Here is a 17993-nt window from a genome sequence, read left to right as displayed (position 1 = left end):
TTCATGCGCTTTGCGCGAAGCGGGGCCGCAGTGCCTTTCCGAAGGCGGCGTTGAACCACATCCGCGACATTTCGCGCGGGATGCCCGCCCGTTCCGCGACCCGCGCGCAATCCTCCTGCGAATAGGGCCACAGCCCAACCGACACCTGATTCCGCCCGGTCCCCTCGGAACCCAGAATGACCGGAGAAGACCCGATCAGGCGATAAATCCGCACCATCCGGGCATCGAACACCCCGGCGATATGGGTCAGCCCGAACCCTCCCATCACTTCGCCTCCGCTCAACATGATCGCGCCGGCCGTTCGCGGGCTGGCGTCGCGGGACAGGCAAAACCGCGTGACTTCCCAGATCAGCGGGCTGCAGATCGGCGCCCCTCCGGTCAGATGGCCAAAGACATCGTTGACCATCACCGGGCCGGTGGTCGGCAGGATGCGCATCGACCCGCCGTGACTGCCATCTTCTTCTTCCCAGATGACATACAAGGGGTTCAGATCGTCATATTGATCCCGTTCTTCCCCCTTGTCATTGACATGAACGTCCCAACCCAGCCGGGTTTTGAACTGATCCGCCCGGTCCCGGAACATTCCTTCGGCCAGTTTTGGAAACTTATGCAATTCATCCGCATAGACATAACGCAACATAACGATTTCCCCTCGTCGCACACTTGAGAACAAAGGGGGTACGAAGTGTTGGTTAATTTCAGGTCATCAGGCCGCGCGGGCGTTAAACCACTATTAATCCCCGACTCATGGCCGTGGCGATGGCGTGGGTTGTGTTCAGCGCGCCCAGTTTGAACCGCGCGCTTTCGATATAGACGCGCAGAGTATGTTCCGAAATTGACAGTGAATGCGCGACCTGAGCGCGGTTGTAGCCCAGCGCCAAAAGGGTCATCGCATCCACTTCTCGCGGTGACAACGCCCGATTTGCCTCGGGTTGCTGCCCGCCTTCGAATTCCAGCGCCTTCCGGTTGAAATAATGCGCGATCAGAATCAGGTCGCGCCCGTGCGTCTCTGTGAATTGTGCCCAGGCCTCGTCGTCGCAGCTGTGGTTAACCGTGAACAGAGCGAATTGGCCATTGGGACCGCGGATCGGAATCGAATAGCCCTGATTTCCGACCCCGTGCTGCAAGGCATCCTTCAGAAACCCGTTTTGCACCTTGCCCGACCAGTCCAGTTTTTTCCAATCGACGGGATGGAAACGCTGGAAACAGCCCAGGATGACCGGGTCGATCCGATGGTAGTTCCGGTCGAGATAACGTTCCGCCCATGCATCCGGATAGGTCGTGCATCCGTATTGATCCCCGGCGCTGTCGACCCAGTGATAGATGATGTGATCTATGCCCAGCCTGTTCCTGAGCGAGATGGCAACACGTTCCAGGTCTTCAAGCGTGCTGCTGTTGTCCAGCTCCTCGATGACCTGGTTCAAATCGACCTTCGTTCGCATGCGTGGCCGCCCGTACCTCATTTTTGCCGGACGCAATTTCCGCAGCAGCGATCAGCCTGGTATCATCAAGCTGTTCAGCCAGCACACTCAACCCGTTCGCAGCAGCGAAAGTTCTGAGGTCGGACAGAACGTCCAGTATCCACTCATTATGCTGCATCAGAGTCTCTCCGAAATGGTTAACGAACGGTTAACACAACCATAACATGAAAAGATTCCCGAAAGAAATTCACCGGTTCCCATTCCCCAAAAATGGCGAGGCATCGAAAAGCAAAGTCTTGAAACCATTCAACCCGCGCCTGAAACGAAAACACCCGCGACTCACTTCGGTGAGTCGCGGGTGCAAATCTCATCGGGCAGTCCCGGATCAGTCGCGCGCGTCCAGAACTTCCTCGAGCGTACGCAGGCCTGTGCGGGGCGATTGCACCAGAACCGACATGTTGCCGGGCTTGTGTTCGTTGCGCATCATCTTCATGTGCGCTTCCGGCAGGTCCTGCCAGGTGAACACTTCGGACATGCACGGATCCAGACGGCGTTCGACCATCAGCTGGTTTGCAGCCGATGCTTGCTTCAGGTGCGCAAAGTGCGAACCCTGCAGGCGCTTCTGGTGCATCCACATGTAGCGCACGTCGAAGGTCAGGTTATAGCCGGTGGTGCCGGCACAGATCACGACCATGCCGCCTTTTTTGACAACGAAGGTCGAGACCGGGAAGGTGCTTTCGCCCGGGTGTTCGAACACCATGTCGACGTTTATGCCTTTGCCGGTGATGTCCCAGATGGCCTTGCCGAATTTGCGGGCCTCTTTGAACCACTCGGCATATTCCGGCGTGTTCACCGTGGGCAGCTGACCCCAGCAGTTGAAGTCTTTGCGGTTCAAAACGCCCTTGGCGCCCAGACCCATCACAAAGTCACGCTTGCTTTCGTCCGAGATCACGCCGATCGCGTTTGCACCCGCAGTGTTGATCAGCTGGATCGCGTAAGAGCCAAGACCGCCCGACGCGCCCCAGACCAGAACGTTCTGGCCCGGCTTCAGGTCATGCGGCTCGTGCCCGAACAGCATCCGGTACGCTGTCGCCAGCGTCAGCGTGTAACAGGCACTTTCCTCCCAGGTCAGGTGTCTGGGGCGGGGCATCAGCTGCTGGGCCTGGACGTTGGTGAACTGCGCGAACGAACCGTCCGGTGTCTCGTATCCCCAGATCCGCTGGCTGGTGGAATACATCGGATCACCACCGTTGCATTCCTCGTCATCGCCGTCATCCTGGTTGCAGTGGATGACGACCTCATCCCCGACCTTCCAGCGCTTGACCTTGTCGCCCACTGCCCAAACGATGCCCGACGCATCGGAACCGGCAATGTGATAGGGGGCCTTGTGCCCGTCAAACGGGCTGATCGGCTTGCCCAGCGAAGCCCAGACACCGTTGTAGTTGACGCCCGCCGCCATCACCAGAACCAGCACTTCGTGGCTGTCGAGTTTCGGAACGTCCACGACTTCGAGTTGCATGGCCGTGTTCGGCTCACCATGCCGTTCCTTCCGGATGGCCCAGGCGTACATCTTCTGAGGCACATATCCCATCGGAGGGATTTCACCCATTTCGTAGAGGTCTTTTTCAGGCGCCTCGTACGACGCAATGCCGCTGTCGGTATCCAAAGCCATGATGGCCTCCTTTCTTCTCGTCTGTTGCCGCAACGCAGAATCGCGGATCTCAATGGATGAAATATTGGCCGCAGAGTAACAATGCAATAGAATTTCGGTGGGATTTTGAAATTTTATGACCCTGCGAGTGCAGAAAGTTACTTTGCACTCGCGGCATCTCCGATTTCATCCCCTGCGAAGTGGTGCGCAACCGATTGCGCATAGAACCGTGCCAGGTCGCCCCTCTCGACCGAAGTCGAGATCATTTCGCCCTTGCGCAGCAAGATGCGGCGATCCACCAACTGGCCGATGGCAAAAGTTACCGACCCATTGGCCTGATCCGGTGCCATGCCCCGATCTTCCATCAGCCGGGCGACTTCACCCATCAACTCGGCTTCGTTCATGCTTCCGTTCTTCAGCACCAGCCAGCATGCCAGCGGCCCCGGAACCAGGGGAACAGCCGAACCAATCCGCTTTATCAGCTCGCGCGCCAGGTCCGTCATCAAATCCTTCGGGTGTTCCGCACGGAATGCGGCGAGCGACAAGGGGGTGCCATAACGCACCGAGGCCAGGCCAAACCTTTGATAGTGCCCAGTCAGACGCCGCCAGACCTGTTTGAGCATCCATCCTGTTATCACACCGATCCGCGCTTGGAACCGCCGCTCCTTGCGCGAGGCGGCAGCTGTCAGAATGGTGTCTTCCAGAACCCTGTCATAGTTCAGAGCCACAGGAACAAACACTACATCCTTGCCGCCGGTTTCGACCCCGTCGATGATGTATTTCAAAAGTCCCAGCTTGGGGCGCCCCAGCCCACCGGTCAGGCTCAACCCGCCCTCGGGGAACATGGCTTGCGTCACACCTGCTTCGGTGGCGTGCCGGACATAGGCGGCAAGAACCTGTCTGTACAAATCGCTTCCCGATTTGCGCCGGATAAAATAGGCCCCCATGGCGCGGATCAGGCGGCTCAGCGGCCAGACCCTTGCCCATTCGCCAACCGCATAGGACAACGCCGATTGTTCGGCGGCCAGATAGGTGATCAGAACATAGTCCATGTTGCTGCGATGGTTCATGACAAAAACCACTGTCGCATCGGGATCGATCCCGTCCACCGCCGGTTCATCCTCATAGGTCAGGCGCACATGGTAGAATGCATTGCTGAGCATCCGGGCCGCCCGGATCGCAAAGCTGAAATAGGCAAAAGCGGAAAACGAAGGCACAATTTCGCGCGCGTATCGGCGCGCCTGCTCGGATGCCACCGCTTCCGGGATACCGGTTTCCCTTGCCTCTTGCTGCACCGCCCGCGCCACCTGCGGATCATAGATCAGCCGCTGGATCATGTCGTGGCGCTCCGCCAGCTTGAATGGCTGGATCGGGCGTTGCAGGTTCTTGTTCAGCCGCTCGACTGCCCGCTCCAGCCTGCGCCGAAAGAACCAGCGGACGGACGGAAACAGAAAATGCGATGCGAACGTGACCGCCGCAAACAGCAGGATCAGGATGAAAAGCCAAAGCGGAAGTTCCACGGTTCGCGTCATGCCCGCACAGTGCCACCATTCAAACAGGGCCACAATCGTCAGAAATCCGGGATGCCGCAACGCAGCGAATTGACATATCCCGAAAATTGCGATTTAGAACGCAATAACGAAATATTATTGCCCACTCAACGCGAGGCTCACCCATGACGCAGACGCAGAAAGACCGCCCCTGGCTGATCCGGACCTATGCCGGTCACTCCACCGCCAAAGCCTCGAACGCGCTGTACCGGAGCAATCTAGCCAAGGGACAGACCGGCCTTTCGGTGGCCTTCGATCTGCCGACCCAGACAGGTTATGACAGCGATCACACACTGGCCCGCGGCGAAGTGGGCAAGGTCGGTGTACCGATCTGCCATCTGGGTGACATGCGGATGCTGTTCGACGAAATTCCGCTGGATCAGATGAACACTTCGATGACGATCAACGCCACCGCACCATGGCTGCTGGCACTGTATATCGCAGTGGCCGAGGAACAGGGGGTGGAAGTTTCTGAGTTGCAGGGCACGGTTCAGAACGATCTGATCAAGGAATACCTGTCGCGCGGCACCTATGTCTGCCCGCCGAAACCGTCGCTGAAGATGATCGCCGACGTGGCCGAGTATTGCTATACCAACGTGCCGAAATGGAACCCGATGAACGTGTGTTCCTATCACCTGCAGGAGGCCGGTGCGACGCCCGAACAGGAACTGGCCTATGCGCTCGCCACCGCCATTGCGGTGCTGGACGAACTGAAGCCCCGCGTTCCGGCCGAGGATTTTCCAGCCCTGTGCGGGCGGATTTCGTTTTTCGTGAACGCGGGTATCCGCTTTGTCACCGAAATGTGCAAAATGCGTGCCTTTGTCGATCTTTGGGACGAAATACTGGAGCAGCGCTATGGCGTCACCGACCCGAAGTTCCGCCGCTTTCGCTATGGCGTGCAGGTGAACTCGCTGGGGCTGACCGAGCAGCAGCCGGAAAACAACGTCTATCGCATCCTGATCGAGATGCTGGCCGTGACCCTGTCGAAAAAGGCCCGCGCCCGCGCCGTACAGCTTCCGGCCTGGAACGAGGCGCTGGGCCTGCCGCGCCCGTGGGATCAGCAATGGTCGATGCGGATGCAGCAGATCCTGGCCTATGAAACCGATCTGCTGGAATATGACGACCTGTTCGACGGCAACCCGGCCGTGGACGCCAAGGTCGAGGAACTGAAAGAGGGCGCACGCGCCGAACTGGCAAATCTCGATTCGATGGGCGGTGCGGTCGCGTCGATCGAGTATATGAAATCCCGGCTGGTGGATTCCAACGCCGAACGCCTGAACCGCATCGAGCGCAACGATACTGTCGTTGTCGGTGTCAACAAATGGACCGAAGGCGAGCCCTCGCCCCTGCAAACCGAGGATGGCGGCATTATGGTGGTCGACCCGGCAGTCGAACAGGAACAGATCTCGCGCCTTGCAGCCTGGCGCGAGGAGCGCGACGACAACGCCGTTGCGACCGCCCTGACCGCGTTGCGCGAGGCGGCCAAAACCGGTGCAAACGTCATGGAGCCGTCGATTGCCGCCGCCCGGGCGGGAGTCACCACGGGCGAATGGGCCGAAGAGATGCGCAAGGCCTTTGGCACCTATCGCGGCCCGACCGGCGTGTCCGGCTCGGTTTCGAACAAGACCGAAGGGCTGGACGATCTGCGCAGCGCCGTGGATGCGGTCAGTGACAAACTGGGCCGCCGCCTGAAGTTCCTTGTCGGCAAGCCGGGCCTTGACGGCCATTCCAACGGCGCCGAACAAATAGCCTTCCGCGCCCGCGATTGCGGCATGGACATCACCTATGACGGCATCCGGCTGACGCCCGAAGAGATCGTATCATCTGCCGCCGAGGAAGGCGCGCATGTCATCGGTCTGTCGATCCTTTCCGGCAGCCATGTCCCGCTGGTCGAGGATGTGATGCAGCGCCTGCGCATTGCGGGTCTGAGCCATATTCCCGTCGTTGTGGGCGGGATCATTCCGGATGATGACGCCATGAAGCTTGAAGCAATGGGCGTGGCCAAGGTTTACACGCCAAAAAACTTCGAACTCAACGCCATCATGGGCGATCTGATCACCTTGGTCGAAACAAAGGAAATTGCCGCGGAATAAACAATATTCCCCATAGTTTCTTCTGGCGGTAAATTCCCATTACCCCTATTAACGTGATGCGCCCGAAAAGCGCATCACATCCAATTGGCAATTGCAGAAACGGAATGAGAATGGCGATCGACCTCAGCAAAATGTCACGCAAGGAATTGTTGGAATTGCGTGGAAACATCGAAACCGCTCTGCAAGAGGCCGAACATCGCGAGCGCCGCGAAGCTTTGGAAGCTGCCGAAAAAGCCGCTGCGGAATACGGATTCTCGCTCGCGGAACTGTCCGGAGATGCACGGCGCACTGGCAAAAGCCCAAAAGCCAAGGCAAAATACCGCAATCCGGCAAATCCCGATCAAACCTGGAGCGGACGGGGACGCAAACCGCAATGGGTGCATGACGCCCTCAAGGCGGGTGCCGATATATCTGACCTTGAAATCTGAAAAAGCAGCGCTTTGACATGACAATTCATATCGGCGCGGAAAAAGGCGATATTGCCGAAACTGTTCTTTTGCCCGGAGATCCCTATCGGGCAAAATGGGCGGCGGAAACATTTTTGACCGACGCACATCAGGTCAACAATGTGCGCGGCATGCTGGGATTCACCGGTGTCTGGAAAGGAAATCGTGTTTCGTTTCAGGGCAGTGGCATGGGAATGCCGTCACTGTCCATTTATGTAAATGAACTGATCCGCGATTACGGTGCAAAAACGCTGATCCGTATCGGTTCGTGCGGCGCCATGCAGGACAGCGTACAGCTTCGTGATGTAATTCTGGCAATGACATCAACGACACTCAGCACGCCTTCGCGCGGGATACTCCGCGAACTCAACTTCGCCCCCTGCGCCGATTGGGGCCTGTTGCAGGCCGCCGCCAACGCCGCCGGGGCAATGGGCACGCCGACACATATCGGCGGGATCTATTCCTCGGACGTGTTTTATGATGAACGCCCCGATCTGAACGAACAGATGGTGCGCCACGGCATTCTTGGGGTCGAGATGGAAGCCGCCGAGCTTTACATCCTCGCAGCGCGCCACAAATGCCGGGCGCTGGCTGTTCTGACCGTTTCGGATCACTTGCTGACCGGGGCGGCCCTGCCATCGGAAGACCGCGAAAAAAGCTTTGGTGAGATGGTGGAGATCGCCCTGCACGCCGCTTTTCCCGAAGCGGGCTGAAAGATTGACCGCCGCGACGGCGGTTCCGGATCGCCGTCACAAGTAAACGCCGCCTTTCAAGGCGGCGTTCCACTATACCGGACACTGTCTGATTCTCAGTTCCGACTAGGCCTGTACATAAAAGTCGTACTCGTAGACCGTCGAAAATCCGATTTCCTCGTAGACCGGTTTGCCCATATCAGTCGCCTGCAGAATAGAAGAAGTCGCGCCGCGTCTCTTGCCTTCTGCCATCGCATGTAGCGTCATCGCGGTCCCGATTCCCCTGTTGCGATATGCGGGCAAGGTTCCGACGACATAGACACCCGCCAGCCCGTCAGCCATGTTCAAGGCGCTGGTCGCCACCGGTTTGCCATCCAGAATTCCCAGATACCGCCATTGTTCGCCCAGCGCCGCATCTGGGATCGCCCCTTCACTGTCGGCCATCGCCTTGCACGATGCCGGATCAAGCTCAAACGCTTCAGCAGCCAACGCCGCCCAGTCATGGCGGGCCGCCTGACCCTCCACCCGTTCAATCCTGAGCCCCTCGAATTGCGGGGCCAGGTCGAACCCGGTCAGGTCGCAAAGCATTGCGGGCTGTTTGCCCACCGGTTGCAGACCAAGCTGTTCGAACTTTGCCTTGACCGCATCCGTCGCCGCCGCAGGACAAGTACGCCACAAAACGGGTGTACCGTTGGCCGATATGCACTTTTGCGCCGCTGCAAATACTTCGTCGAGCACATCCAGGTTCTGACCGGTCACGAATACATTGTTGAACAGGAATAACGGGATTTTCGAGTACATGAACACCGCATCTGAATATTCCTGATACTCGCCTCCTGCGATACGGGCATATTCGCGCCAGTATGAGGCGCAGTTGGTGTCCATTCTTGTTGTGAACTCAAGATCCAGCGGCATAATCGAACCTTCCATCGTGAATATTCCGGCGCCAGTGCAATCAACTCGCAACTGTCGCAATTCTTAAACTCAGGCGATGCGCCAAACAACAACCCGGTGGAAATGTAGGCAGGCTATTGAGATGTGTTGGCGCCCTAAAGAAGCAACCTAGAGTTGACAATTTGATATGGCAACTCTTATGTGCAGACACGAGCGGCTATTGCATGCAACCATGCATCGGATAGAATATCCTCATGTCCCCATACGCCCATATCATGGCTCTTCCGGTGCGGGCCTATCGGCTGATTTTCAGCCCGTGGGTGGGGTTCAACTGCCGCTATCAACCGACATGTTCGGCCTATGCGCTGGAAGCCCTGGACAAGCACGGCGCGGCAAAGGGCACCTGGCTGACCATCAAACGGATCGGGCGATGCCACCCGCTGGGCGGGACAGGCTACGACCCGGTTCCGGAAAAATCACCGGACAATTCAGGGTGATCCGGACGCGCCGTTATTCTTGACCGCTTCCCATTCGGGCGGGGCATAGTGTTGGCGTTCAGCACAGCGAGGTCACCATGCCATCCAACGCCCGCTCAGAGTTGCCCACGCACGACGTTCACAATCAGCCGCCCGAGCGCGGCGATCGCAATCTGTGGGATGCCGACCCGGTTCTGCGCGACAACATCGTGCATGCGTCCGGTCAGATCGAGCCTTTGGCCAGTTACGGCGCGCTATTGGGCAGCGCCGAGATGCGCGAAGCCGGGCGCGAGGCCAATCGATCCCTGCCGGAATTGCGGCTGTTCGATCGGGGCGGGCGTCGGCTGGACGAGGTGCGGTTTCACCCCGCCTATCACCAACTCATGCAAACCAGCCAATCCGCGGGCTATGCCGGCGTCGCATGGGAAGATAAGCCCGGCGGGCATGTGACCCATGCGGCGATGGTTTATCTTGCCAGCCAGGTCGAGCCCGGCCACTGCTGTCCGATGACGATGACCTATGCCGCAATTCCGGCCCTGTCGGCAGATCCCGGGATCGAAGCCGCTTGGAAGCCGAAACTGATGGCGCGGGCCTATGATCCGTCGGTCCGGCCCATCGCCGAAAAGCAGAGCGCGACCCTTGGTATGGCGATGACCGAGAAACAGGGTGGGTCGGACGTGCGGTCGAACTCCACCGTTGCGACCCGCGCGGACGGGCACTGGCGGCTCAGAGGTCACAAATGGTTCTGTTCCGCCCCGATGTCCGACGGATTTCTGACCCTGGCCCGGGCCCCGGGCGGATTGACCTGCTTTCTGCTGCCACGCTGGCTGGACACCGGGCCAAACGCGATCCACATCATGCGCCTCAAGGACAAGTTGGGCAACAGGTCGAACGCATCCGCCGAGATCGAGCTTCACGATGCTCTGGCCTATCAGCTTGGCGACGAGGGGGCCGGGATACGCACGATCATCGAAATGGTGCATCACACCCGGCTCGATACCGCGATGGCCCCCGCCGGGCTGATGCGCGCCGCTTTGGCAGAGGCCCACCACTGGGTCGCGCACCGCAGCGCGTTTCAGCGGCGGCTGATCGATCAGCCCCTGATGAAGGCGGTTCTGGCCGACCTCGTACTGGACTGGGAAGGCGCGCTGACCCTTGGCCTGCGCGTGGCACAGGCATTCGACGACAACGCGCCCGGGGAACGGGCCCTGGCCCGGATCGGCGTGGCTCTGGCCAAGTTTCTCGCCAACAAGCGCTGCCCCGTTGTCGTGGCCGAAGCGATGGAGGTGCTGGGCGGTATGGGCTATGTCGAAGACACGCCGATGCCCATGCTCTATCGCGAAGCTCCGCTCAACGGCATCTGGGAAGGTTCGGGCAACGTGATCTGCCTGGACATTCTGCGCAGCCTTGCGCGCGACCCGCTGACCGCCGAAGCCCTGCAGGCCGAGTTGCGGGCGGGCACCGGTGCCGACCCGAGATACGATGCGGCCCTGCAGGCACATCAAGAGCGCTGGCCCGCCCTTCCCCCGGAAGCCGAGGCGCGCTGGTTCGCGGAACGCACCGCCCTGTTGCTGACGGCCTCGCTCCTGTTGCGGCGCGCGCCCGGCACGGTCTCGGACGCCTTCATCGCCACACGGATCGCGGGCGAGTGCGGGCGTATCCCGGGATCAATCGGCACCGTGGACGTGGACCGGATATTGATGCGACTGGGGGAGTGACGCCCCGTTCTGCCGGTCGGCAACGAAGCCGAATTGGCTGGGCAATCAAAGAGGGCATCGCGGGTGCGCCAGACCCTCGTCCAGCACCATGCGCGTGCCGCGCACCCGGTGAATTGCGCTTTGGACCTCATGCGTGCTGGGCAAAGTGTTGGGGTTCGTCATGGCAAACGTTAGGAAACACAATTTGTGATTTCAAACGTGAAGGAGTGCGCGCTGGGCTGCAAGTTTGAAATGTGGGGTGTTGGGCGACATGGATAATTTCGCCCATCACTGTATGGCGGTTGGAAAAGATGGGTGCGAGCACCTATCCTATGCGTGTTAAGCGCTATCAGCCAGAAGGCGTCTATGGTGGCTACAATAGCTTTTTATAAGCTCCGGTTTGCCACCCCCATACCGCGAGTTAGGTGGTAATGGAATCCAATCCCGATACTTGTAACTCCACAGGCTCGGCCAGTCGTTGGCATCACAAGCGTAACCGTGGGGATTTTTGAATTCGGAGAAACCCTCACTTGCGGATCTATAAAAGGAAGATCGACTTACAATCAATAAGCCCGAGGCTTCGGCTTTGGATGCCATCTGAGTTTTTATAACTGAATTTTCAATTACTGCCGGTGCCAAAACTGCCAGAACAGAGCCCGCAGCTACGATTAGTACACGTCTAATTCGCGTGGTCATCAAAGCCAGAGCCAGGGTTCCAGCCAAGATCAGCAGGGTAGATGCCAAAAAATAAATGACCTTTGCGGCAATCAGTTTTGGAACGGCATAGAACCAGACTATTGGCCAAATAAACAACGTCAGAAAATACGAAAATGGATCGCCAGTTACGTCGCTAAAACACACTAAAATTGAAAGTGAAAACAACGATAGAAGCAAAAAAATGGTTCGAAAGACCGTTGGTTCGCGCATCCCGAACAGAACGCTGAACCAAACCCAAACCGTTGAAAGACCAACGAAAACCAAAAGAAGACCGATAACGATTATAGAAGCCATGCTGTCTAGGTAACTTAAATTGAATGCTGCGCAAGAATGGGGCAAAGCTCACGCGATTTCGAGAGAGTTCTTCCAGTTTTGGCAAAGCGAACGTTGCTACCTTTTCCGCCTCTTCACATTCCCACCCCGCTGCCCCGGCCTGCCAGCCGTTGACCGTCCGCGCGATTTCACGGCGTCCTCCGAGGCTTTCTCGACCGCCCATTGCCGCGCCATCGGATCGTCGGCGATGGCCAGATCGACCGCTTCCAGACGTTTGATCTCATCCCGGATATTAGCGGCTTCTTCGAACTCCAGGTTCTCGGCGGCTTTTCGCATCTGCTCGCGCAGGCCGTCCAGATGGGCCTCTAGATTGGCGCCGTGCATCGGTTTGTCGATGGTGGCGGTGACGCGGTTCATGTCGACGTCGCCTTCGTAGAGACCGGCCAGAACGTCCTCGACATTCTTTTTCACCGTCTCGGGGGTGATGCCGTTTTCCTGATTATAGGCGAGTTGTTTGGCGCGGCGGCGATTGGTTTCCTCCAGCGCGCGCTCCATGCTGCCTGTGATCTTGTCGGCATACATGATCACCCGGCCATCGGAATTCCGCGCGGCGCGGCCGATGGTCTGGATCAGCGAGGTTTCCGAGCGCAGGAAGCCTTCCTTATCAGCATCCAGAATGGCGACCAGCCCGCATTCGGGGATGTCGAGCCCTTCGCGCAGCAGGTTGATGCCGACCAGCACGTCAAACGCCCCCAGACGCAGATCGCGCAGGATTTCGATCCGTTCCAGCGTGTCGATATCCGAGTGCATGTAGCGGACCTTGATGCCCTGTTCGTGCAGGTATTCGGTCAGGTCCTCGGCCATGCGTTTGGTCAGCGTGGTGACCAGCGTGCGGTAGCCATTGGCGGCGACCTTGCGCACCTCGTCCAGCAGATCGTCGACCTGCATGGATACGGGACGGATTTCGACCTCGGGGTCCAAGAGGCCAGTGGGGCGGATCACCTGTTCAGTGAAAACGCCGCCGGTCTGTTCGATCTCCCACTTGGCGGGGGTGGCCGAGACAAAGACGGATTGCGGGCGCATGGCATCCCATTCCTCGAACTTGAGGGGTCGGTTATCCATGCACGACGGCAGGCGGAACCCGTGTTCGGCCAGCGTGAACTTGCGCCGGTAGTCGCCCCGATACATGCCGCCGATCTGCGGCACGCTGACATGGGATTCGTCAGCAAAGACAATCGCGTGGTCGGGGATGAATTCAAACAGGGTTGGGGGCGGTTCGCCCGGCGCACGACCGGTCAGATAGCGCGAGTAGTTCTCGATCCCGTTGCAGACGCCGGTGGCCTCAAGCATCTCAAGGTCAAAGTTGGTGCGCTGTTCCAGACGCTGTGCTTCCAGCAGTTTGCCTTCGCCGACGAGTTGATCCAGCCGGATGCGCAGTTCCTTTTTGATGCCGATGATCGCCTGCTGCATCGTCGGTTTCGGCGTCACATAGTGCGAGTTCGCATAGACCCGGATGTGATCCATCGTGTCGGTTTTTTCACCGGTCAGCGGATCGAATTCGGTGATCTGCTCCAGTTCTTCGCCGAAGAAAGACAGTTTCCAGGCGCGGTCTTCGAGGTGGGCGGGCCAGATTTCCAGGGAATCGCCGCGCACCCGGAACGAACCGCGCTGGAACGCCTGATCATTGCGCCGATATTGCTGCGCCACCAGATCGGCCATGATATGACGCTGGTCATACTCGCCCCCGACCTTCAGGTCCTGCGTCATCGCCCCGTAGGTTTCGACCGACCCGATACCGTAGATACAGGAGACCGAGGCCACGATGATCACGTCATCGCGCTCCAACAAGGCGCGCGTGGCCGAGTGGCGCATACGGTCGATCTGTTCGTTGATCTGGGATTCCTTCTCGATATAGGTGTCTGAACGCGGCACATAGGCTTCGGGCTGGTAGTAATCGTAGTAGGACACGAAATACTCCACCGAATTCTCGGGGAAGAAGCCTTTGAATTCTCCATACAACTGCGCCGCCAGCGTCTTGTTGGGGGCGAGGATGATGGCGGGGCGCTGGGTTTCCTCGATCACCTTGGCCATGGTAAAGGTCTTGCCGGTCCCGGTCGCGCCCAGCAGCACCTGATCGCGTTCGCCGTCCAGCACACCACCCGCCAGTTCCTTGATCGCCGTGGGCTGGTCGCCTGCGGGGGCAAAGCCGGTGTGCATGACGAACTGCTTGCCGCCTTCGAGTTTCAGGCGCGCGCGGACGTCTTCGGCTGTCAGTTGGGTCTTGTCGGAATGGGCATAGGGCATGGGCAGGCTCCGCTTCGGCCTTCATAATTTGTTCTTATTTTGTCCAAGCGCAACCCCAAGGTTGCCGGGACGGTCCGTGATATCGAATTAATCGAACAATGCGGTCGGGGATGATCCGGAACAAGAGGCAAAGGCGTTGTGAATGTCGTCTTCAATTGTGCGACCCCGCGACAGGGGCGGAAGGGCGTCCGGAGCAAAGAAAGCCGCCTGCAGGGTTTCGATGCCCGGGCTGGGGGATTGCAGATCGGTGCGCGCGCAGAGGAAAAACAGTTTGTAGAAGTCGCGCGCGTCAGCGGTATAGGGCCTCTTGGCCTTGTGCCGGAGGCTATAGAGATGGGTGGCGGCAACACTCAGACCAGCCTCTTCACGCATCTCCTTGACCACATTCTCCGAGGCCGAAAGACCGACATCGGCAAATCCGCCCGGCAAGGTCCATAGCCCGTCTGTTTTTTCCTGCACCAGCAGGATTCTACCGTCTTCAATCAGCGCCCCGCGAACATCGACTTTGGGCGTGACGTATCCCTGAGCGAAATCAGAAACCAGCCCCTCGATCCGGTCGAGGGGAATATCCCCCAGATCGGCCAGCATTTCGACCGCAAGCCGGGCGATTTCGTCATAGCGTTCTCGATCAAAGTCGTTGTTGGCATAATGACGGCCGGTCGAAGCCAGAGCTTGCAGGCGTTTCACTTTTGACAGCCAGATATTTTCCATGCGTTCGACGATCCCCTCCTCACGGATTGTCGTCGCTGAGGCGGCGATTGCAAGGGGCGCGTTGATTTGGCGCCATGTTGCTGCGGGACACGCCGCGACGGATATATCGCAAGCGCGCGTTGCGCCTGCCCCAGTGCCGCTCGCGCGCGGCAAAAGCCACTCAGCGGCTGGGATTTCCTGCCGCACCCTTGGAAAACAGCCTTGTCGGACACCGCCGATCCGCGCATATAGGGAACAGCCGAAGATGACGGAGCCAGCAATGCGCGCACGGATTTACCAGCCTGCCAGAAACGCGATGACCTCGGGGATGGCCAAAACCCGCAAATGGGTTTTGGAATACGCTCAGGGCTCCGCTCGCGAAGTCGACCCGCTGATGGGCTGGACCTCGTCAAACGACACCCAAACCCAGGTGCGTCTTCGGTTCGACACCAAGAAAGAGGCGCTGGAATATGCGCAGGCCAATGGGATCGAGGCGCAGGTGAGTGAGCCGCACAAACGCAAACCCAACCTGCGCGTGCGCGGCTACGGTGAAAACTTCGCCACCGACCGCCGGGCCCCCTGGACCCACTGAATGATCGACATCCGCGAGGCCGATCCGGGCGCGGACGATCTGCGCCCGCTGATCTTGGCGCATCTGGCCCACAGCCAGCAGGCAGGGCCGGCGGAAAGCAACCACACCATGGACGCGGACGCCCTGCGCGAGCCGGGAACACGATTCTGGGCGCTTTATGATGACGGCGACCCGTTGGGCTGCGGCGCGCTCAAGACTTTGCCGGATGGCACGGCCGAAGTGAAATCGGTCCATATCGCCGCTTCGGCCCGGGGCCGGGGGCTGGCGCGAATATTGATGATGCGCCTTGCGGACGAAGCCCGGTCCAGCGGCGCCACTGCCGTGGTTCTGGAAACCGGGGCGGCTCATCTTATTGACTATGACGCGGCGCGCAAACTGTATGAGAAACTGGGTTACAGCTATTGCGGCCCAATCCACGGCTATGATGCCGACCCCAACAGCGCATTCATGCGTATGGATCTTTAACCCGCTGGCCAATAACCCAGAACAGGCGCAAATCGACCGAAAAGACCTCAGCCGACATCAGATTGCGGGTGCTTTCGTGGTGGCGGTGTTCGTAGCGATGAACGAGATCGCCGGCAGGATCTGATTTTACGTGTAAACCATGATGTGTGCGGGCAAAAAACGGATGCCCGGCAAACGAAAACGCCCCCGGTTTCCCGAGGGCGTTTCCAATTCGGTTCGATAAGAAACGCTTAATCGCGCTCTTCGATGATCTCGACCAGATGCGGGATCTTGTTGACCATGCCGCGAACCGAAGGAGTGTCCTCCAGTTCACGGGTCTTGTGCATCTTGTTCAGGCCCAGGCCGATCAGGGTTGCGCGCTGTTCGGCGGGGCGGCGGATCGGTGAGCCAATCTGCTTGACGACGATGGTTTTTGCCATGGGTCGCTCTCCTTATGCTTCTGCTTCAGCAGCAGCCGGTGCTTCGTCCCGCTTGGGCAGGATGTCAGCAACTTTCTTGCCACGGCGCTGTGCAACCGAACGCGGGCTCTGCTCTTTCTGCAGGCCGTTGATGGTGGCGCGGATCATGTTGTAGGGGTTCGCGCTGCCCAGCGACTTGGACACAACGTCCTTGACGCCCAGCATTTCGAACACGGCACGCATCGGACCACCGGCGATGATACCGGTACCTTCAGGCGCGGTGCGCATAACCACTTTACCGGCGCCGTGACGGCCTTCGATGTCGTGGTGCAGGGTCCGGCCCTCGCGCAGCTGCACGCGGATCATCTGACGCTTGGCTTGTTCGGTCGCCTTGCGGATGGCCTCGGGCACTTCTTTCGCTTTACCCTTGCCAAAGCCGACGCGGCCTTTCTGATCGCCGACAACCACCAGAGCGGCGAAGCCAAAGCGCTTACCACCTTTTACGGTTTTCGACACGCGGTTGATTGCGACCAGACGATCTGCAAATTCCGGTGCTTCTTCACGGTCGCGGCCACGGCCCCGACGGTTTTCACGTTCTGCCATCTTGGCATCCCTTTTCTCTAGAGGCGCTTGCGGCGCCGATTTGTTCAATCCAAGTGAGCCCCGACTGGCGTCGAGGCCCCCGGATCATCGGGGCGGATCGAAACCCGCCCGCAGGTCTTAGATCTTCAGCCCACCTTCACGCGCAGCGTCGGCCAGAGCCTTCACCTTGCCGTGGAACAGGAAGCCGCCACGATCGAAATAGGCCTCTTCGACGCCCGCCTTCTTGGCACGCTCGGCGATGGCCGCGCCCACTTTGGTGGCCGCTTCGACGTTGTTCTTGCCAACAACACCCAGATCCTTTTCCAGGGTCGAGGCCGAGGCCAGGGTCACGCCACGCACGTCGTCGATCAACTGAACAGAGATGTTCTTGTTCGAACGGTGTACGGACAGACGCGGACGACCCGCGTTGACCTTGCGAAGTTTGTTCCGAACGCGCAGGCGGCGCTTCAGAAACAGGGTTCTTTTGCTGTTTGCCATTGTGTGCGTCCTTACTTCTTCTTGCCTTCCTTGCGGAAGATGAACTCGCCCTTGTAGCGGATGCCCTTGCCCTTGTACGGCTCGGGACGGCGCCATTCGCGGATTTTGGCCGCGACTTCGCCCACCTGCTGCTGGTCGATACCTTCCACAACGATCTCGGTCTGCTTCGGCGCGGTGATGGTGACACCTTCCGGAGCGGTGAAATCGACGTCGTGGCTGTAGCCCAGGTTCAGCTTCAGGGTGTTGCCCTGCATCTGAGCGCGGTAACCCACACCCTGGATCTCCAGCTCTTTCTTGAAGCCCTGGGTCACGCCGGTCACCAGATTGGCAACCATGGTGCGGCTCATGCCCCACTGCTGACGCGCACGCTTGGACGAACCACGCGGATCAATTTTGACCACGTTGTCTTCGACCGACAGAGTCACATCGTCGGTGGCGGTGAAGCTGCGGGTGCCTTTCGGACCTTTGACTTCGATGGTCTGACCCGACACAGAGGCGGAAACGCCGCTGGGCAGCTCGACCGGTTTTTTACCAATACGAGACATTGCAGACCT

19 protein-coding genes are annotated in these 17993 nt (G+C 59.1%); 7 read left to right on the top strand and 12 right to left on the bottom strand.

What is annotated here, in order from left to right; all coding sequences use genetic code 11:
* Position 1: 1 nt before the first annotated feature.
* The 4 genes from ACR0AO_RS10775 to ACR0AO_RS10760 form a co-directional block, all read right to left on the bottom strand.
* Entirely contained in the window at positions 2–640 is a 639-nt protein-coding gene (locus ACR0AO_RS10775; RefSeq protein ID WP_480603243.1) for an acyl-homoserine-lactone synthase, read from the bottom strand.
* A gap of 82 nt (positions 641–722) precedes the next feature.
* Positions 723–1442: a helix-turn-helix transcriptional regulator gene (locus ACR0AO_RS10770; protein WP_480603242.1), complete on the bottom strand. Its 720-nt coding sequence runs from the start codon at positions 1440–1442 to the stop codon at positions 723–725.
* Between the two features lie 364 nt (positions 1443–1806).
* Positions 1807–3093, bottom strand: a complete 1287-nt coding sequence (gene ccrA / locus ACR0AO_RS10765; RefSeq protein ID WP_480603240.1) for a crotonyl-CoA carboxylase/reductase — start codon at positions 3091–3093, stop codon at positions 1807–1809.
* A gap of 137 nt (positions 3094–3230) precedes the next feature.
* Complete coding sequence (locus ACR0AO_RS10760; RefSeq protein ID WP_480603238.1) at positions 3231–4604, bottom strand: 1-acyl-sn-glycerol-3-phosphate acyltransferase; 1374 nt, start codon at positions 4602–4604, stop codon at positions 3231–3233.
* Positions 4605–4747: 143 nt separating this feature from the next.
* Between ACR0AO_RS10760 and ACR0AO_RS10755 the strand changes: the two genes are divergently transcribed.
* From ACR0AO_RS10755 to deoD, 3 genes are all read left to right on the top strand, one after another.
* Positions 4748–6715, top strand: a complete 1968-nt coding sequence (locus ACR0AO_RS10755; RefSeq protein WP_480603236.1) for a protein meaA — start codon at positions 4748–4750, stop codon at positions 6713–6715.
* A 110-nt stretch (positions 6716–6825) separates the two neighbouring features.
* Complete coding sequence (locus ACR0AO_RS10750) at positions 6826–7143, top strand: H-NS histone family protein (protein WP_480603234.1); 318 nt, start codon at positions 6826–6828, stop codon at positions 7141–7143.
* A gap of 17 nt (positions 7144–7160) precedes the next feature.
* Positions 7161–7874, top strand: coding sequence for a purine-nucleoside phosphorylase (gene deoD / locus ACR0AO_RS10745; RefSeq protein ID WP_480603232.1), 714 nt, complete (start codon positions 7161–7163; stop codon positions 7872–7874).
* A gap of 105 nt (positions 7875–7979) precedes the next feature.
* Here the strand turns inward: deoD and ACR0AO_RS10740 are convergent, their stop codons facing one another.
* Complete coding sequence (locus ACR0AO_RS10740) at positions 7980–8783, bottom strand: GNAT family N-acetyltransferase (protein ID WP_480603230.1); 804 nt, start codon at positions 8781–8783, stop codon at positions 7980–7982.
* 218 nt (positions 8784–9001) lie between these two features.
* Here ACR0AO_RS10740 and yidD point away from each other — a divergent pair, with 218 nt between their 5' ends.
* The gene (gene yidD / locus ACR0AO_RS10735; protein ID WP_480603228.1) at positions 9002–9244 is read left to right on the top strand and encodes a membrane protein insertion efficiency factor YidD; all 243 of its coding nucleotides are present in this window, start codon (positions 9002–9004) and stop codon (positions 9242–9244) included.
* A gap of 77 nt (positions 9245–9321) precedes the next feature.
* Positions 9322–10941, top strand: coding sequence for an acyl-CoA dehydrogenase family protein (locus ACR0AO_RS10730; RefSeq protein WP_480603225.1), 1620 nt, complete (start codon positions 9322–9324; stop codon positions 10939–10941).
* Between the two features lie 318 nt (positions 10942–11259).
* Here the strand turns inward: ACR0AO_RS10730 and ACR0AO_RS10725 are convergent, their stop codons facing one another.
* The 3 genes from ACR0AO_RS10725 to ACR0AO_RS10715 all read right to left on the bottom strand — a co-directional run bounded on the left by ACR0AO_RS10725 (position 11260) and on the right by ACR0AO_RS10715 (position 14925).
* A complete protein-coding gene (locus ACR0AO_RS10725) occupies positions 11260–11931 on the bottom strand; it encodes a hypothetical protein (protein ID WP_480603222.1) in 672 nt (223 codons plus the stop codon).
* A 96-nt stretch (positions 11932–12027) separates the two neighbouring features.
* Positions 12028–14214, bottom strand: a complete 2187-nt coding sequence (gene uvrB / locus ACR0AO_RS10720; RefSeq protein ID WP_480603221.1) for an excinuclease ABC subunit UvrB — start codon at positions 14212–14214, stop codon at positions 12028–12030.
* Positions 14215–14301: 87 nt separating this feature from the next.
* Positions 14302–14925 carry an NUDIX hydrolase gene (locus ACR0AO_RS10715; protein ID WP_480603218.1) on the bottom strand — a complete coding sequence of 208 codons (624 nt, stop codon included), beginning with the start codon at positions 14923–14925 and terminating at the stop codon, positions 14302–14304.
* A gap of 259 nt (positions 14926–15184) precedes the next feature.
* Between ACR0AO_RS10715 and ACR0AO_RS10710 the strand changes: the two genes are divergently transcribed.
* Positions 15185–15496 (top strand): ETC complex I subunit, encoded by a 312-nt coding sequence (locus ACR0AO_RS10710; RefSeq protein ID WP_480603216.1) that lies wholly within the window; start codon positions 15185–15187, stop codon positions 15494–15496.
* The gene (locus ACR0AO_RS10705) at positions 15497–15961 is read left to right on the top strand and encodes a GNAT family N-acetyltransferase (RefSeq protein WP_480603214.1); all 465 of its coding nucleotides are present in this window, start codon (positions 15497–15499) and stop codon (positions 15959–15961) included. It abuts the gene before it with no gap.
* A 230-nt stretch (positions 15962–16191) separates the two neighbouring features.
* On the opposite strand, the gene rpmD is transcribed toward ACR0AO_RS10705, so the two are convergent.
* The 4 genes from rpmD to rplF all read right to left on the bottom strand — a co-directional run bounded on the left by rpmD (position 16192) and on the right by rplF (position 17984).
* Positions 16192–16380: a 50S ribosomal protein L30 gene (rpmD, locus tag ACR0AO_RS10700; protein ID WP_113791481.1), complete on the bottom strand. Its 189-nt coding sequence runs from the start codon at positions 16378–16380 to the stop codon at positions 16192–16194.
* Between the two features lie 12 nt (positions 16381–16392).
* Positions 16393–16962, bottom strand: coding sequence for a 30S ribosomal protein S5 (gene rpsE, locus ACR0AO_RS10695; RefSeq protein ID WP_480603211.1), 570 nt, complete (start codon positions 16960–16962; stop codon positions 16393–16395).
* A 117-nt stretch (positions 16963–17079) separates the two neighbouring features.
* Positions 17080–17439, bottom strand: coding sequence for a 50S ribosomal protein L18 (rplR, locus tag ACR0AO_RS10690; protein ID WP_058283506.1), 360 nt, complete (start codon positions 17437–17439; stop codon positions 17080–17082).
* A gap of 11 nt (positions 17440–17450) precedes the next feature.
* Positions 17451–17984: a 50S ribosomal protein L6 gene (gene rplF / locus ACR0AO_RS10685; protein ID WP_170716663.1), complete on the bottom strand. Its 534-nt coding sequence runs from the start codon at positions 17982–17984 to the stop codon at positions 17451–17453.
* Positions 17985–17993 lie beyond the last annotated feature (9 nt).

The sequence above is a fragment of the Ruegeria sp. AF8 genome, assembly GCF_056541825.1.
Note: the sequence above shows the minus strand (reverse complement) of the source record. Positions and strands in the feature narration are given on the sequence as shown.

Coding starts and splice junctions, on each gene's coding strand:
- ACR0AO_RS10775 (WP_480603243.1), bottom strand. CDS start 640: ATGTTGCGTTATGTCTATGCGGATGAATTGCATAAGTTTCCAAAACTG.
- ACR0AO_RS10770 (WP_480603242.1), bottom strand. CDS start 1,442: ATGCGAACGAAGGTCGATTTGAACCAGGTCATCGAGGAGCTGGACAAC.
- ccrA (WP_480603240.1), bottom strand. CDS start 3,093: ATGGCTTTGGATACCGACAGCGGCATTGCGTCGTACGAGGCGCCTGAA.
- ACR0AO_RS10760 (WP_480603238.1), bottom strand. CDS start 4,604: ATGACGCGAACCGTGGAACTTCCGCTTTGGCTTTTCATCCTGATCCTG.
- ACR0AO_RS10755 (WP_480603236.1), top strand. CDS start 4,748: ATGACGCAGACGCAGAAAGACCGCCCCTGGCTGATCCGGACCTATGCC.
- ACR0AO_RS10750 (WP_480603234.1), top strand. CDS start 6,826: ATGGCGATCGACCTCAGCAAAATGTCACGCAAGGAATTGTTGGAATTG.
- deoD (WP_480603232.1), top strand. CDS start 7,161: ATGACAATTCATATCGGCGCGGAAAAAGGCGATATTGCCGAAACTGTT.
- ACR0AO_RS10740 (WP_480603230.1), bottom strand. CDS start 8,783: ATGGAAGGTTCGATTATGCCGCTGGATCTTGAGTTCACAACAAGAATG.
- yidD (WP_480603228.1), top strand. CDS start 9,002: ATGTCCCCATACGCCCATATCATGGCTCTTCCGGTGCGGGCCTATCGG.
- ACR0AO_RS10730 (WP_480603225.1), top strand. CDS start 9,322: ATGCCATCCAACGCCCGCTCAGAGTTGCCCACGCACGACGTTCACAAT.
- ACR0AO_RS10725 (WP_480603222.1), bottom strand. CDS start 11,931: ATGGCTTCTATAATCGTTATCGGTCTTCTTTTGGTTTTCGTTGGTCTT.
- uvrB (WP_480603221.1), bottom strand. CDS start 14,214: ATGCCCTATGCCCATTCCGACAAGACCCAACTGACAGCCGAAGACGTC.
- ACR0AO_RS10715 (WP_480603218.1), bottom strand. CDS start 14,925: ATGGAAAATATCTGGCTGTCAAAAGTGAAACGCCTGCAAGCTCTGGCT.
- ACR0AO_RS10710 (WP_480603216.1), top strand. CDS start 15,185: ATGCGCGCACGGATTTACCAGCCTGCCAGAAACGCGATGACCTCGGGG.
- ACR0AO_RS10705 (WP_480603214.1), top strand. CDS start 15,497: ATGATCGACATCCGCGAGGCCGATCCGGGCGCGGACGATCTGCGCCCG.
- rpmD (WP_113791481.1), bottom strand. CDS start 16,380: ATGGCAAAAACCATCGTCGTCAAGCAGATTGGCTCACCGATCCGCCGC.
- rpsE (WP_480603211.1), bottom strand. CDS start 16,962: ATGGCAGAACGTGAAAACCGTCGGGGCCGTGGCCGCGACCGTGAAGAA.
- rplR (WP_058283506.1), bottom strand. CDS start 17,439: ATGGCAAACAGCAAAAGAACCCTGTTTCTGAAGCGCCGCCTGCGCGTT.
- rplF (WP_170716663.1), bottom strand. CDS start 17,984: ATGTCTCGTATTGGTAAAAAACCGGTCGAGCTGCCCAGCGGCGTTTCC.